15 protein-coding genes and 1 pseudogene are annotated in these 13,409 nt (G+C 72.9%); 7 read left to right on the forward strand and 9 right to left on the reverse strand.

Annotated elements, in window-relative coordinates:
• Positions 1 to 17: 17 nt before the first annotated feature.
• The 3 genes from ACGF5G_RS09450 to ACGF5G_RS09460 are packed head-to-tail and all read right to left on the reverse strand — an operon-like array spanning position 18 to position 3,578.
• Positions 18 to 1,355, reverse strand: a complete 1,338-nt coding sequence (locus tag ACGF5G_RS09450) for an FAD-dependent oxidoreductase (protein WP_393260739.1) — start codon at positions 1,353 to 1,355, stop codon at positions 18 to 20.
• The gene (gene kynU, locus ACGF5G_RS09455) at positions 1,352 to 2,659 is read right to left on the reverse strand and encodes a kynureninase (RefSeq protein WP_393260742.1); all 1,308 of its coding nucleotides are present in this window, start codon (positions 2,657 to 2,659) and stop codon (positions 1,352 to 1,354) included. The genes ACGF5G_RS09450 and kynU overlap by 4 nt, the downstream gene beginning before the upstream one ends.
• Before the next feature lie 19 nt (positions 2,660 to 2,678).
• The gene (locus ACGF5G_RS09460) at positions 2,679 to 3,578 is read right to left on the reverse strand and encodes a tryptophan 2,3-dioxygenase (RefSeq protein ID WP_393260745.1); all 900 of its coding nucleotides are present in this window, start codon (positions 3,576 to 3,578) and stop codon (positions 2,679 to 2,681) included.
• A 169-nt stretch (positions 3,579 to 3,747) separates the two neighbouring features.
• Here ACGF5G_RS09460 and ACGF5G_RS09465 point away from each other — a divergent pair, with 169 nt between their 5' ends.
• The 3 genes from ACGF5G_RS09465 to ACGF5G_RS09475 all read left to right on the forward strand — a co-directional run bounded on the left by ACGF5G_RS09465 (position 3,748) and on the right by ACGF5G_RS09475 (position 5,702).
• Positions 3,748 to 4,203: an Lrp/AsnC family transcriptional regulator gene (locus ACGF5G_RS09465; RefSeq protein ID WP_393260748.1), complete on the forward strand. Its 456-nt coding sequence runs from the start codon at positions 3,748 to 3,750 to the stop codon at positions 4,201 to 4,203.
• Between the two features lie 137 nt (positions 4,204 to 4,340).
• Complete coding sequence (locus tag ACGF5G_RS09470) at positions 4,341 to 4,817, forward strand: hypothetical protein (RefSeq protein WP_357695731.1); 477 nt, start codon at positions 4,341 to 4,343, stop codon at positions 4,815 to 4,817.
• A gap of 12 nt (positions 4,818 to 4,829) precedes the next feature.
• The gene (locus ACGF5G_RS09475) at positions 4,830 to 5,702 is read left to right on the forward strand and encodes a class F sortase (protein WP_393260751.1); all 873 of its coding nucleotides are present in this window, start codon (positions 4,830 to 4,832) and stop codon (positions 5,700 to 5,702) included.
• An 18-nt stretch (positions 5,703 to 5,720) separates the two neighbouring features.
• Here ACGF5G_RS09475 and ACGF5G_RS09480 read toward each other — a convergent pair whose 3' ends face one another.
• The 3 genes and pseudogenes from ACGF5G_RS09480 to ACGF5G_RS09490 form a co-directional block, all read right to left on the reverse strand.
• Positions 5,721 to 6,254 (reverse strand): HNH endonuclease, encoded by a 534-nt coding sequence (locus ACGF5G_RS09480; RefSeq protein ID WP_393260753.1) that lies wholly within the window; start codon positions 6,252 to 6,254, stop codon positions 5,721 to 5,723.
• A 353-nt stretch (positions 6,255 to 6,607) separates the two neighbouring features.
• Positions 6,608 to 6,766 (reverse strand): annotated as a pseudogene (locus ACGF5G_RS09485) (GntR family transcriptional regulator); the annotation flags it as partial.
• A 241-nt stretch (positions 6,767 to 7,007) separates the two neighbouring features.
• Positions 7,008 to 7,307, reverse strand: a complete 300-nt coding sequence (locus ACGF5G_RS09490) for a DUF6342 family protein (protein ID WP_393260756.1) — start codon at positions 7,305 to 7,307, stop codon at positions 7,008 to 7,010.
• 396 nt (positions 7,308 to 7,703) lie between these two features.
• Between ACGF5G_RS09490 and ACGF5G_RS09495 the strand changes: the two genes are divergently transcribed.
• The 4 genes from ACGF5G_RS09495 (at position 7,704) to ACGF5G_RS09510 (ending at position 11,372) form a co-directional block, all read left to right on the forward strand.
• Positions 7,704 to 7,955 carry a hypothetical protein gene (locus tag ACGF5G_RS09495; RefSeq protein ID WP_393260759.1) on the forward strand — a complete coding sequence of 84 codons (252 nt, stop codon included), beginning with the start codon at positions 7,704 to 7,706 and terminating at the stop codon, positions 7,953 to 7,955.
• A gap of 218 nt (positions 7,956 to 8,173) precedes the next feature.
• Positions 8,174 to 9,226 (forward strand): mechanosensitive ion channel family protein, encoded by a 1,053-nt coding sequence (locus ACGF5G_RS09500; RefSeq protein WP_357695631.1) that lies wholly within the window; start codon positions 8,174 to 8,176, stop codon positions 9,224 to 9,226.
• A gap of 231 nt (positions 9,227 to 9,457) precedes the next feature.
• Positions 9,458 to 10,891 carry an MFS transporter gene (locus ACGF5G_RS09505; RefSeq protein ID WP_393260762.1) on the forward strand — a complete coding sequence of 478 codons (1,434 nt, stop codon included), beginning with the start codon at positions 9,458 to 9,460 and terminating at the stop codon, positions 10,889 to 10,891.
• A 91-nt stretch (positions 10,892 to 10,982) separates the two neighbouring features.
• Positions 10,983 to 11,372: a globin gene (locus tag ACGF5G_RS09510; RefSeq protein ID WP_393261638.1), complete on the forward strand. Its 390-nt coding sequence runs from the start codon at positions 10,983 to 10,985 to the stop codon at positions 11,370 to 11,372.
• A 143-nt stretch (positions 11,373 to 11,515) separates the two neighbouring features.
• Here the strand turns inward: ACGF5G_RS09510 and ACGF5G_RS09515 are convergent, their stop codons facing one another.
• The 3 genes from ACGF5G_RS09515 to ACGF5G_RS09525 all read right to left on the reverse strand — a co-directional run bounded on the left by ACGF5G_RS09515 (position 11,516) and on the right by ACGF5G_RS09525 (position 13,409).
• A complete protein-coding gene (locus ACGF5G_RS09515) occupies positions 11,516 to 12,103 on the reverse strand; it encodes a YbjN domain-containing protein (RefSeq protein ID WP_350708519.1) in 588 nt (195 codons plus the stop codon).
• Between the two features lie 149 nt (positions 12,104 to 12,252).
• Positions 12,253 to 12,966, reverse strand: coding sequence for a hypothetical protein (locus ACGF5G_RS09520; RefSeq protein WP_393260764.1), 714 nt, complete (start codon positions 12,964 to 12,966; stop codon positions 12,253 to 12,255).
• Positions 12,963 to 13,409 carry a thioesterase family protein gene (locus ACGF5G_RS09525; protein WP_357695622.1) on the reverse strand — a complete coding sequence of 149 codons (447 nt, stop codon included), beginning with the start codon at positions 13,407 to 13,409 and terminating at the stop codon, positions 12,963 to 12,965. Before ACGF5G_RS09525 ends, ACGF5G_RS09520 begins: the two co-directional genes overlap by 4 nt.

Consider the following 13,409-nt stretch of genomic DNA (forward strand, 5'->3'; position numbering starts at 1 on the left):
GGGATCCCAGGTGACGGTCATCGACGCCTCCCTCGGTTGATCGCCACGCCGACCGCGCCGGCCAGCAGCGCCGCCGCGCCGGCGGCGACCGCCCCGAGCACCCGGTGCTGCCGGCGGACGCGGCGCACCACCTCGGCGTACGGGGTGGTCGAGAAGGACACCAGCTCGTACCGGGAAACGTACCGGCCCGGCAGCGCCCGTTCCAGCGCGTGTTCGACCTTCCGGCCGGCCTGGAACAGCGGGGAGGCCACCCTGTCCCGCATCTCCACGAAGTTGGCCAACGCCATCCGCGCGATGGCCTCGGCGTTGGCCTGCCGCCGCTGCTGGAACAGCGGCAGCGCCGCGGACCAGTCGTCGGCGCACTCGTCCAGGCAGCGGTCCAGCTCGACGACGTCCTCGAAGGCGCAGTTGGCGCCCTGGCCGTAGAACGGGACGATGGCGTGCGCCGCGTCGCCGAGCAGGCCGACCCGCCCGTCCGCCTGCCACGGCGTGCAGCGCACGGTGCCGAGCACGCCCACCGGGTTGTGCTGGTAGTCGTCGACGAGGTTCGGGGCGAGCGGCGGCAGGTCCGGGTAGTGCTCGGCGAAGTGCCGCTCGATCGCCGCGGGGCTGCCCAGCGAGGCGAAGCTGGCGGTGCCGTGGGTGGGCCAGAAGAGCGTGCAGGTGAACGAGCGGTCCGGGTTCGGCAGGGCGATCATCATCGAGGTGCCGCGCGGCCAGATGTGCAACGCGTCCGGGTCGAGGGCGAAGTCCCCGCCCAACGGCGGGATCGTCAGCTCCTTGTAGCCGTAGTCGAGGAAGTCCAGGCTCTCGGTCAGCAGCCCGTACGCCAGCAACTGCCCGCGCACCGCCGAGCCGGCGCCGTCGGCGCCGAGGACGACCGACGCGCTGGCCGCGACCTTGCCCGCCGGGGTCTCGAAGGTCATCTCGCCGGTGGCCGGGTCGAGCCCGACCAGCCGGTGGTCGAAGGCGATCCGCACCCCGGGCAGGGCGGTGGCCGCGTCCAGCAGGGCGTTGTTCAGCGCACCCCGACTGATCGAGTTGATCGCCCGGTCGCCGGAGGCGCTGTACGACTGGAACTGCGGCTCCCCGTCGACCGGGTGGACCATCCGGCCGCGCATGGGCAGCGCGTCGGCGAGCACCTGCCCGTCGAGGCCGATGCGGCGCAGCGCGTCGAGGCCCCGCTCGGAGAGCGCCAGGTTGATCGAGCGTCCCCGCTCGACGGTGCCGGTACGCGGGTCGGGCCGCCGCTCGTAGAGCGCCACCGGGTAGCCGCGGCGGGCCAGGAAGCAGGCCAGCAGGCAGCCGGCCAGGCCGGCGCCGACCACCGCGATCTCGTCCCGTTCCTCGGTCATGACTTGACCTCCACCGTGGTGGCCAGCGCGTCGGCGACCCGCCAGCAGTCGTGGTACGTGGAGTAGAGCGGCACCGGGGCGAACCGGATGATGTCCGGTTCCCGGGCGTCGGCGATGACGCCGTGCTCGTGCCGCAGCCGCTTGGCCAGCCCGGCGGCGCTGCCCGCGCCGATCCGCACCGAGAGCTGGCAGCCCCGCCGCTCGGGCTCGCGCGGGGTGACCACGGTCAGCGGGCGGTCCGCGGTCACCCCGTCGAGCAGTCCCGCCAGGTAGCCGGTGAGCCGGATGCTGCGCTCGCGCAGCGCCGGCATGCCGACGGAGTCGAACAGCTCCAGCGAGGTCCGCACCGGACCCATCGCGAAGATCGGCGGGTTGGAGACCTGCCACGCCTCCACGGTGGCCGGCGGGCGGGAGACCGGGGTCATCTCGAACCGGGTCGCCGCGTCGGTGCTCCACCAGCCCTCGAAGCGCGGCAGCCCGGGGTCGCCCAGGTGCCGCTCGTGCACGAACACGCCGGCCAGCGCGCCAGGCCCGGAGTTGAGGTACTTGTAGGAGCACCAGGCGGCGAAGTCGACGTCCCAGTCGTGCAGGGCCAGCGGGACGTTGCCGGCGGCGTGCGCCAGGTCCCAGCCGACCACGGCCCCCGCCGCGCGGCCGGCGGCGGTGATCGCGGGGATGTCCATCAGCTCGCCGGTGAGGTAGTTGACCCCGCCGAGCAGCACCAGCGCCACCCGGTCACCCTCGGCGGCCAGGTAGTCGGTCACGTCCTCGGTGCGCAGGGTGTCCTCGCCGTCGCGGGGGCGCAGCCGGACGACGGTGGCGTCCGGGTCCAGGCCGTGGAAGCGGGCCTGGCTGCGCACGGCGTAGCTGTCCGAGGGGAAGGCGCTGTCCTCGATGACGATCCGGGTCCGCGCCCCGGCCGGCCGGTAGAAGCTGACCATCAGCAGGTGCAGGTTCACCGTCAGGGAGTTCATCACCACGACCTCCGCCGGGGCGGCGCCGACCAGTCGCGCGGCGGGCGCCGTCAGCAGCTCGTGGTACGGCAGCCAGGGGCGCTCCGCCTCCAGGTGGCCCTCGACCCCCAGCCGGCTCCACGCGTCCAGGTCGGCGAGCAGCTCCCCACGGGTGGCCCGCGGTTGCAGGCCGAGGGAGTTGCCGGCCAGGTACGCGGCCTCGGGGTAGCGCCCGCCGTCGGCCGGCGGCACGTGGAACAGGTGGCGGTGCCCGGGGTCGGCGGCGTCGCGGCGGTGCGCCTCGGCCTCGCCGACGGCGAACCCGGAAGAGTCTGGTGCGGGGGTGTTCATGGGGTGTCTCGCTCTCCGGTCACATCGCGGTCCGGGCCGACCACAGCTCGGGGAAGACCACCCGGGCCATGCTGCGCTGCAACCACGCCAGTCCGGCGGAGCCGCCGCTGCCGACCTTGGCGCCCATTGTGCGCTGCACCGCCTTGACGTGGTGTTGTCGCCAGTCGCCGAACTGCTCGGCGACCTCGGTCAGCGCCTCGCCGAGCAGCCGGAGGTGGTTGTCCGGCCCGGCGTCGGCGTAGATCCGCACCCAGGCCGCCTCGACGGCGGCGTGCGGCTCGTGCTCGACGGCGACGTCCCGGTCCAGCAGGTCGGCCGGGAGGTCGTGGCCGTGCCGGGCGAGCAGCGCGAGCACGTCGTCCCAGACGCTCGGCGCGGCCAGGGTGGCCCGCAGCTCGGCGTGCACCTCGGCCTGGCGCCGGAACGGCCGGATCAGCGCCTCGTCCCGGAGCCCGAGCAGGAACTCCAGGTGCCGGTACATCGCCGACTGGAAGCCGGAGCCCTCGCCCAGCAGGTTGCGGAACCGGTTGAAGTCGGCCGGGGTCATCCAGCGCAGCCCCTTCCAGGCGGCGTTCAGCGCCTCCAGGTGCAGGGCGGCGCGGCGCAGCGGGGCCAGCGCGTCCCACACCCGGTCGGCGCGCAGCAGCCGCTGGGTCTCGCGCAGCTCGTGGCAGGTCAGCCCGAAGTACAGCTCCATGATCTGGCTGACCATCAGGAAGGACATCTCGCCCGGGTCGTCGCTCAGCGGTCGCTGCAACCGGTGCAGCGTGCTGGCCTGCACGTACGCGTCGTACGGCACCCGCTCGGCGAACTCCAGGGTCGGCTCCCCGCCGTTGCGGGCCGCCCGGGCGGCGCGCTGCCGCGGGGTGACCGGGCGTACCGCCGCCCGGGTGGGCTCCCGCAGGTCCGTCTGCTCCACCGGTCCTCCTCTGCTCGCTGGGGTGCGCCGGCCTGGCCGGGCCGGGTGACCGACATGATCTCGCGGTGGAACGGGCAGACGGAATGCCGGATCGACGGCTCTTCCGCCCTCCGACCTGCGGCGCGGAAGGTGCGAGCGCGATTCGGCTTGGAGAAAGTAAGGTCGCCTCATGGACGACATGGACTGGGCGCTGCTGCGGGAGTTGCAGGCCGACGCGCGCCTCTCCTTCAGCGAGCTGTCCCGGCGGGTGCACCTGTCGCCGCCGGCCGTGGCCGAGCGGGTGCGCCGGCTGGAGGAGGCCGGGATCATCACCGGCTACCACGCCCACGTCGACCTGGCCCGGGCCGGCCGCACGGTGGTCGCGTTCATCCGGATGTCCTGCTACGGCTCGCGGTGCATCCTGCACGACCCCGAGGTGGCGGGGTGGCCGGAGATCCTGGAGATCCACCGCATCACGGGCGACGCGTGCAGCATGCTGAAGGTGGCGGCCGGGTCGATCGGGGAGTTCGAGGCCGTCATCGACCGGCTCGCCCCGTACGGCCAGCCGTCCAGCACGATGGTCCTGTCCACGCCGCTGGACTGGCACCCCGTCACGCCGCTGTCCTCCTCCCCCCGCCACCGCTGACCGCGATCCGGGTTTGCCCCGGGGCCAGCGGGAAAGCAGGCGCTGTTACCCGGGGAGGATTCCGGTGATCGTCACCGGAAGGGGGGATCATGCCGGTGTTCACAGCGTTCACACGTGCCCTGACCAGCGCCCTGTCCGTGTTGGGCCTGGTCGGGGCGTTCGTCCTGATCACGATCGCGCCCGCGCGGGCGGGCGAGAACACCTTCGTCGAGGTGGTGCCCAACAGCGCCCAGGCCGGCACCCGGGTCAGGATCCGGGCCAGTTGCGACAACGCCAACAACCGCCAGGCCACCGTACGCTCCGACGCCTTCGGGGGACCGGTGGTGCTGCGGCCCGACAACGGTTTCCTGACCGCCCAGGCCACGATCCCGGGCAACAAGCAGCCCGGGGACTTCCCGGTCGACCTGCGCTGCGACAACGGCAACACCGCGACGACCACGCTCACGGTGCTGAACATGGAGCAGCCCACGAAGGGGCCGGCGACCGGGGGCGGCGGCACCGCCGGCGGCACGGGCACCGGCTCGGTGCTGCTGGTGGGCGGCCTCGCCGCGGTGGCCCTGGCGGTGGGCTTCGGATTCCTCGGCAACCGTCGTCGGACCGGGACCGGTTCCTGACCCGCCGCCGCCATGGCCCGCTCCCAGAGGCGTACCAGCCGATCCGATCCGGGCCGGGTCAGGCGATCCGATCCGGGCCGGGTCCGGGCGACCACCCGGCGGGCGCTGCAGGCGTCCCGCCGGGCCGCGGCCGCCACCGCCCGCCGGCTGCGGCGGGTGGCCGGGGAGACGGTCTCGGCCAGCGTCGCCACCACCGACCCGGCGGTCGGGCCGCTGCCCGCCCGACCCCGGCACCGCTGGGTTGCCGCCGGTCGCCGGCTGGCTCCCGGCCGGAACCCCGGGCTCCCGGTCCTGGTGATCGGGACGCTGATGGTGCTGATCATCGCGATGCTCGCCGTGGAGCGGGTCGCCGGCGTGAGCGTGCTGCCGGACCGGTTCATCGCGGGGCTGCGGCCACCGCCGAAGAAGTTCCCGGTGCTGCCCGCCAGCCCTCCCGTCGACATCACCATCGACCCGATCGACGTCCGGGCGCCCGTACACGACGTCGGCATCGCCCCGGACGGCAGCATCGGCGTGCCGGACGCCGCCCGCGCCCAGGAGGCCGGCTGGTACGACCAGGGCCCGACCCCCGGGCAGTACGGCCCGGCCGTCATCGTCGGGCACGTCGACACCTCGACCGGGCCGGCGGTCTTCCACAAGCTGCGGGACCTGCGGGAGGGCGACCCCATCGAGATCACCCGCGCGGACCGGTCGGTGGCGGTCTTCGAGGTGGACACGGTCGAGCGCTTCGGCAAGGAGCGGCTGCCCGTCGACGAGGTCTTCGGCGACTTCAGCCGCCCCCGGCTACGCCTGATCACCTGTGGCGGGCGCTGGGTCGGCGGGGAGACCGGCTACGCCGACAACGTGGTGGTCTTCGCGTCCCTCGTCCGATCCCGCACCGCCTGACCGGGGCGGCCTCGCGGGTCAGGCGGCCTCGGACTCACACAGGTCGAGCCAGTCGGCCCAGCGGGGGTCGGGCGCCCGGTGGCCGAGGACCCGCCAGGCGGTGCCCTTCGGGGCGGCCGGCAGCGCGTGCAGCCGCCAGCCCAGCTCGGCCGGGGTCTTGTCGCCTTTGGTGTGGTTGCACCGGGCGCAGGCCGCGACGACGTTCTCCCAGACGTGCCGGCCGCCACGGCTGCGCGGGAAGACGTGGTCGATGGTCTCGGCGGGACCCCGGCAGTAGGCGCAGCGCCAGCCGTCCCGGGCGAAGATCGCCCGCCGGGAGAGCCCGACGTGGGTGCGGTAGGGCACCCGCACGAAGCGGGTGAGCCGGACGACCGACGGCACCGGCAGCGCGTTGCGGGCGCTGTGCAGGACGCCGTCGCCGTCGGCGACACAGATCGCCTTGGCGGAGAGCACGAGGATGGCGGCACGACGCACGGACACGACACACAGCGGCTCGTAGGTGGCATTGAGGACCAGCGCACCGGAGCCCACCGTGGGTCGTATGTCAGGCATCGCGATCACCCTCCCGGTTCAGCGGCCCCGCACTCACCACCGCCGACCGGGAACGGGCACAGCGACCCACCGCGGCCGACGCCGGCCGGATCACCGACGTCCGTGCGCCCATCGTCCCTGATCGGCCCCCGGATTGCACGTACTAATGTCGGAAGCCAGGTAGGCATCACCCGGAAACCGGCAGATCCACCCCCTGAGCAGGGGCGGACTCCTCCAATCCCGTCGACGTTCACGCCCGATTTCAAACTCGGTCGCGCCGGATCCGCGTCCGATGATCATGAATATACATTGGAATTCGTAAATTTGATCAAGGTAGCTCAAGATCACTGAAGGGCCTGACGTGAAGCGGGAAGCATCGTTCGCCGCACGGGCGCCCGCGCAGGGCCGCACTCCGGCACCAACTGAGACTCGGACGGGATCGCCCGGTTGGGCTGCCAGTCGCCGCGCTCGATCCGGGCGGCAAGGATGCCGGCCGGTCGCCGATACGGCGGCAGGGGCGCCCCGTGAGCGATGCGGGCCTCCGGGTCCTCCGTCGATCGCGTAGCGCAACCAGCACCGGCCCTCCGCCATCACGTCACCTTCGTCCCACACCCCGTGGAACGGGTCCGCCCTCCAGGACCGGCGGAGCGCTCCGGTGGGGTGCCGCGGCACGCCGCGCCGGCCGACGCTCCATCAACTCGACAGACCCGCCCGGCATGGCACGGGAGCACCCGCCGGTGCGGGCGCTCCCGTGGTGTCACGTTCGCGTCGTTATCAGTACTGCAGATTCGTCTGCATTTCCGTGACGCGGCCGGCGATCTGCAGATTGCCGTCGGAATCCAGCACGGCAATGATCTTCTTCTGGCTTCCGTGGTGGGTGGTGAAGAAAATCTTGTCGGCCTCCTGGCTGGTGCTGTGGTTGGTGTTCACCGACAGCTCAATGCTGACCGGGGAGCTGATCAACACGTCCCGCTTGGGTGAGTTCGGGTAGCACTGATTCTGCCGCAGCATGATTCGCCCATGGGTGTCACCCTCGTCCCAGTCCGTGGCCACGCCCAAGTCCACATCCGGCATCGAAGTCTCCCTTCCCTGACTCGCGAGAATTTCCCGCGTTCGAGGGCAAGCCTATGGCTTATATAGACGACTGCGAGTGTCGGCTATATTGCCGAGCCGATTAATAGCTTGGTTACCGCCAGTTAAAGGTGATGCAGTCAGGACCCGATCAGGGGCTCAGGGAAGGTGGCGGTATGACCGTCGCGAGTGGTTGCGTGCTGACGCGCCCTCCCCGCCCGGGACCCCTAATTTACGGCCACCCCCCAGACAAACGCCCCCGAAACCGCCCTCTCAGACAGTGACCACTGCTTCACCCTCGCCATCGCGGATCGAGCCCAACGCGGCCGTTACCGATAAGGCACTCACCGGCAATCCTCTCGACGACATGAGCCTCAAGCAATTCCTGCGCTGAATATCATGGGCACCGAAATGGTGCCGAACGAGGATCAGGTGCTCAAGCTTGTCGAGGTGGCGCCCGGACGTTCCGCGCGGCTACCTGGCCAGGAACTGGTGAGGGATTGCGCCGCGGTGAGGTGTTGGGCATGGAGGATAGTGCTGCGGCGCCTCGACGTCATTCACGGAGAACTGCACGCCGTGCAACAGTTGCGGCGTTCCGTCGAACATTTCGGACTGGATGCCGAAGAAGGACCGGCGGGGCGGCCTGGTTAGACAGCTTCCCGGGTCGCCGAGGGTGGGCCGCCCGTGCGCCATCGCCAACCGGGGATCGCACGTACTCATCCGGGGTCCCTCCGGAAGCGTTTCCCCCGTCCGCCACGATGACCGGTTCGCCCTCGTACGGCCGGCGTGACCCGGCATCGCGCGGGGCCCCGGTCACGGCCCGGAGGGTCGGCGGGAGTGCGAGGCCCCGGGTGCGGTACGAAGACAGCGTGACCGCTGCCAGCCTCCTGCCGCTCGCCCTGCCCGCCGTCGAGGCGCCGACGCCGGACCCGTCGCCGACCTGCCTGGACGACGCGCTCTGCCGCAGCGTCTTCGACATCACCAACTCGGTGTGGTTCGCCGAGGGCAGCTACTGGATCCTGCTCAAGCCGCTGCGGATCGTCATGATCCTGCTGCTGGCGGTCGCCGCCCGGTGGCTGGTGCACCGGACGATCAGCCGGCTGGTGCGCACCACCACCGACGCGGGCGTGCCCACCATGCTGCGGCCCCTGCGCGAGCGGATCCCCACCGCTGCCGCGGAGCCGGGCGAGTTCGTCCCGGAGCGGCGCCGCCAGCGGGCCGAGGCGATCGGGTCGGTGCTGCGCAGCCTCAGCACGGCGTTCATCTTCGGCATCGCGGTGCTGATGGTGCTCAAGGAGTTCAGCTTCGACCTGGCTCCGCTGCTCGCCAGCGCCGGCATCGCGGGCGTGGCGCTCGGCTTCGGCGCGCAGAGCCTGGTCAAGGACCTGCTCGCCGGCCTGTTCATGCTGATCGAGGACCAGTACGGCGTCGGCGACACGGTGGACCTCGGCGAGGCGACCGGCGTGGTGGAGTCGGTCGGGTTGCGGGTCACCACGGTCCGCGACGGGCGGGGCGTGCTCTGGTACATCCGCAACGGCGAGATCGTCCGGGTGGGCAACAAGAGCCAGGGCTGGGCCCTGGTCGTGGTGGACCTGCCGATCGGCTTCGCCGGCACCGAGCAGGCCACGGCGGTGCTGCGGACCGCGGCCGCCTCGGTGGCGGTGGACCCGGAGCTGGCGCCGGAGATCGTCGAGCCGCCCGAGGTGCTGGGCGTCGAGCAGATGACGGTCGAGGGCGCGGTGATCCGTACGGTGGTCAAGACGACCGCCGACGGGCAGTTCGCGGTCGGCCGGGAGCTGCGGCGCCGGCTGGCCGAGGCGCTGGAGAACTCGGGCATCACCGCGAAGATCGCGGCCGCCCGGCTCTATCCCGGCGTGCCGATCGCCGCCCCCGGCGAGACCGGGCAGGGCGGCGCGACCTGAGCCGGCCGGGAAGGCCATCGGCGGGGGTCGCGGTCCGGGCGGCCCCTCGGGTATCGTCCGTTCGTTCAGTCGGAGATGCGACGATCAATCCGTTCGCCCTAGCCAGTTGTCAGACGATCGGGCAGAATCCGGTGCACGCGCTCCCCCAGAGCGTGATCACGTCCTCGCTGATCCGTGAATCTGACGACGGTTCCCGGGCCCGTCCATCACGAGTGGACCGCCCCGGGAACGATGGAGGCGACGGTGCCCGACCAGCGACCATCCCCGGAAGGGCCGGCAACCTTCCGTGAGGTGTTCGCCGATCGCGAATACCGCGCCGTCTTCGCGGCGAGCGCTCTCTCCTGGATCGGCGACTACATCGCCAAGGCCGCGGTAACCCTGCTGGTCTACGAGGCGACCCGGTCGGTCGCGCTCTCCGCGGCCGCGTTCGCGGTGAGCTACCTGCCCTGGCTGGTCGGCGGCCCCCTGCTCGCGACGCTCGCGGAGCGGCACCGCTACCGGCAGGTCATGGTGGTCTGCGACCTCGTCCGGATGGTGCTGATGGTCGGCATCGCCATCCCCGGCATGCCCGTCCCGCTGATCCTGGCCCTGCTCTTCGCCACCACCCTGGCCAACCCACCCAGCCAGGCCGCCAAGTCCGCGCTGATCCCCCTGATCCTCACCGGGGACCGGCTGGTGTTGGGGCTGTCGATCAACAGCAGCGTGGGCCAGGCCGCCCAGGTCGTCGGCTACCTCGCGGGCGCCGCCATCGCCGCCTTCAGCCCCACGGCCGCGCTCCTGGTGAACGCGGCGACGTTCGCCCTGTCGGCCGCGCTGGTCCGCTTCGGGGTTGCGGACCGCCCACCGGCGATGACCGCCGCGCACCGCAGCCACCTGTTGCGGGAGACCGCCGAGGGCTTCCAGATCGTGTTCGGCACCCCGGTGCTGCGGGCCATCGCCGTCCTGGTCTTCGCCGCCATGCTCTTCTCCGTGGTGCCGGAGGGCCTGGCCGCCGCCTGGGCCAGCGAGCACGCCGGTCCTCTGGACGCCGGCGCCGCCCAGGCGATCATCATGGCGGCCAGCCCCGTCGGTTTCATCGTCGGCGGCCTCGTGATGAGCCGGGCGTTCGGGCCGGACCGGCGGCTGACCATGATGCGGCCGTTGGCGGTGCTCTCCCCGCTGGCCCTGGTGCCGGCCCTGCTCGACCCGCCACCGCTGGTGGTGGCGCTGCTCGCCGCGGCCTCCGGGTTCGCGGTGGCCGGCATGCTCCCGGTGGCCAACGGCCTCTTCGTCCGGGCCCTGCCCACCGGCTTCCGGGCGCGCGCCTTCGGGGTGATGGCCACCGGCCTCCAGGTGATCCAGGGCCTGGCCGTCCTGATCACCGGGCTGCTGTCCGAGCGCTACCCGATCCCGATCGTGGTCGGGGTGTGGAGCGCGGTCGGCGTCCTGCTGATGGCGCTCGTCGCCCTGCGCTGGCCGAGCCAGCCGACCATCGACTCGGCCGTCGCGGCGGCCGAGGCGGCGGGCAGGGCGACAGCGGGCACGGCGGTCCCGCTGGCCGGCAGTGCCGGTACGGAGACGGGCCCGTCGGGGGACGGCCGGCGCGGTCCGTCGGAGCAGCTCGACGGCGACCCGGTGGGCGGCCGGCCGGGCGAGCCGGGCTACCAGCGCCACGCGGTGAGCTGACGCACAGCCGCCACCCCCCGACGCCCCGGATGGCACCTGGCAGGATGGAACGGTGAATGCCGCAGGTGAGTCCGACCGTCCCGGCGCGTCGATGACCCTCTTCGAGGCGGTGGGCGGCGAGCCCACCTTCCGCAAGCTGGTGGACGAGTTCTACGCCGGGGTCGCCACCGACCCGCTGCTGCGCCCCATGTATCCCGAGGAGGACCTCGGCCCCGCCGCGGACCGACTGGCCCTGTTCCTCATGCAGTACTGGGGCGGCCCCCACACGTACTCCGCCCAGCGCGGGCACCCCCGGCTGCGGATGCGCCACGCGCCGTTCCGGATCGGCGCCGCCGAGCGGGACGCGTGGCTGCTGCACATGCGCCGCGCCGTCGACCGGCTCGACCTGCCGCCGGAGATCGCCACCGCGTTCTGGGACTACCTGGAGCGGGCCGCGTACTTCATGGTCAACATGATGGAGGACCCGGCCGGACCCGCCTGACCGCGCCGGGTGGCGAGGGTCGGCTCGGGGCGAGCCGCGTCAGCCGGGACGGCCCCGGCTCGGCGCAGGGCCGCCTCGGCTCGCAGCACGGCCGCCTTCGCTCGCTGCACGGCCGCCTCGGCTCAGAGCAGGGCGACCTCGGCTCAGAGTAGGGCACCCTCGTCGTGCAGCCAGTCGACGAAGCTGGTGGCGACCGCCGCGCCACAGTCGAGCATCTCGACCAGGAGCGCGTCGTGCGCCCCGGCGCCGAACGGCACCTGCAGCTCCGCGTAGATCGGCAACTGCCCGCGCTCCGTCGGGTCGCCGATGTAGGCCTTGCAGAAGCGGCGGGTGTGGTTCCACTCGTTGACCACCCGGTAGGCCCGGTCGGCCCAGTCGGGCGGCACCGTCGCGTGTGGACGGGCCCGCATCACCAGGATCTCGTCCTCGGGACCCTCAAGGGTGACCAGCACCGCGTGCCGCTCCCACATGGCCAGCAGGTTCCCGTCGCCGTCGGCCAGGTAGCGCACGTCGAGCAGGTCGAGCGCGTCGCAGACACGGCGCAGGGTGACCGGCTCGACGGTGGCCGGCATGTCCGCCATCACGGGCCGCTCGGCCGCCGGGCAGTCGTCTCCCGGCTGACGGGGGGCCGGTGGTCCGACCCGGACGGTGCCCTCCACTGTGATCCCGCTCCGACTGTCCGGATCGCCGCCGCCGTTGGCGGGACCGGGGCGCCATGACCACCACGGCATCGTTCGCGCACCTCACTCCCCAGCGGATCCAGCCGCCTACGGTGCGTTGGATCCGAGGATGGACGGTACCCGGACAGCCGGGTTGAAGCACCCCCCCAACGACAGCCCCGGGACAGAAGAATGACCATGGGTCATCCGAACGGATGACCTCAGAGGGGCCGGACGGAAAGATCCGTAGCCTTCTGCGACCAGATCGCTCCGTATGGTCCCACAAGTCCGACCCAACGGCCGACCGTGCGCACCTGGACGTCGCCCGCGCCGGCAGCGCCGGCAGCCTCCCCGGCGGCGCCCAGGAAGCCCATCCGGACCAACCCCTGGACCATCCGCTGGGTCACCTCGACCGGCTCGCCGGGCGGGTCGTCGGGGGTGACGACCACCGGCACGTGGTCGAGCAGCGCGTCGCGCAGCGCCCGCTGGCCGACCGCCCGGCCGGCCACGCCGTGCGCGGCGGCGTCGCGCAGGGTGCCCGCCGCCGCCGCGGCGATCCGCCGCAGCTCCCCCGCCGGCAGCGTCTCCACCCGTCGGCTGGCCGGGGGCGGCAGCGGCCAGCGCCACCGCTCGTCCCGGCGCCGGGGCAGCGCCCCACCGCCGGCCGCCAGCTCGGCGAGGAGTTCGCCGGCCCCGACGGTGACGTCGCCGGGGCCGTCGCCGGCCACGGTGCGGACGACCAGCACCCCCCACGGCAGGTGCCCCCAGAGGGCCGTACGCCCCGCCACGCCGGTCGGCCGCAGCCGCACCGGCGCGTCCCGGTCCAGCCGCACCAGGCGGGCGAGGAAGGCTCCCGCGTCGGCCGCGTCCACGATCCCGTGCCCGCCGCCGGCCGCGCCCGCCGGAGTGGGGGCCGGTCCCCCGGCCCCCGTCATGCCGGCCCGAGCCGCGGCGCGTACGAGAGCAGGAACTCGCGCTCCTCCGGGCTGACCCGCCGGGGCGTCTGCCGGGTCAGGTCGAACGGCACCAGCACGGAGCGGGCCCGGCTGGCCAGCACGTCGCCGTCGTACAGCTCGTAGGCGACCGTGAAGGACGCGGCCCGGATCTCCTCCACCCACAGCTCGATGCGCACCGTCGGAGCCGCCTCGGCGGTGGCCCGGCCGAGGGCGTAGTCGACCGGGCGCAGGTAGTCGACCTCGTGCCGACGGATCACGACCCCGTCGGCGAGCGAGCCCACGCCCCACGCCCGGCCGCCGGCGAACATCAACGCCACCCGCGCCTCCTCGTAGAGGGTGAGGAAGCGGGAGTTGTTGACGTGGCCGTACGCGTCCAGGTCCGACCACCGCAGGGTGCAGTGGTAGACAAAGCGGTCCGCCAC

The organism is Micromonospora sp. NPDC047730, assembly GCF_043204765.1.
Classification (GTDB): domain Bacteria; phylum Actinomycetota; class Actinomycetes; order Mycobacteriales; family Micromonosporaceae; genus Micromonospora.

Bases quoted from the DNA above. Each gene is read 5' to 3' on its own strand.
- ACGF5G_RS09450 (WP_393260739.1), bottom strand. From the start codon at position 1,355: ATGACCGAGGAACGGGACGAGATCGCGGTGGTCGGCGCCGGCCTGGCC.
- kynU (WP_393260742.1), bottom strand. From the start codon at position 2,659: ATGAACACCCCCGCACCAGACTCTTCCGGGTTCGCCGTCGGCGAGGCC.
- ACGF5G_RS09465 (WP_393260748.1), top strand. From the start codon at position 3,748: ATGGACGACATGGACTGGGCGCTGCTGCGGGAGTTGCAGGCCGACGCG.
- ACGF5G_RS09475 (WP_393260751.1), top strand. From the start codon at position 4,830: ATGGCCCGCTCCCAGAGGCGTACCAGCCGATCCGATCCGGGCCGGGTC.
- ACGF5G_RS09480 (WP_393260753.1), bottom strand. From the start codon at position 6,254: ATGCCTGACATACGACCCACGGTGGGCTCCGGTGCGCTGGTCCTCAAT.
- ACGF5G_RS09490 (WP_393260756.1), bottom strand. From the start codon at position 7,307: ATGCCGGATGTGGACTTGGGCGTGGCCACGGACTGGGACGAGGGTGAC.
- ACGF5G_RS09495 (WP_393260759.1), top strand. From the start codon at position 7,704: ATGGGCACCGAAATGGTGCCGAACGAGGATCAGGTGCTCAAGCTTGTC.
- ACGF5G_RS09505 (WP_393260762.1), top strand. From the start codon at position 9,458: ATGGAGGCGACGGTGCCCGACCAGCGACCATCCCCGGAAGGGCCGGCA.
- ACGF5G_RS09510 (WP_393261638.1), top strand. From the start codon at position 10,983: ATGACCCTCTTCGAGGCGGTGGGCGGCGAGCCCACCTTCCGCAAGCTG.
- ACGF5G_RS09515 (WP_350708519.1), bottom strand. From the start codon at position 12,103: ATGCCGTGGTGGTCATGGCGCCCCGGTCCCGCCAACGGCGGCGGCGAT.
- ACGF5G_RS09520 (WP_393260764.1), bottom strand. From the start codon at position 12,966: ATGACGGGGGCCGGGGGACCGGCCCCCACTCCGGCGGGCGCGGCCGGC.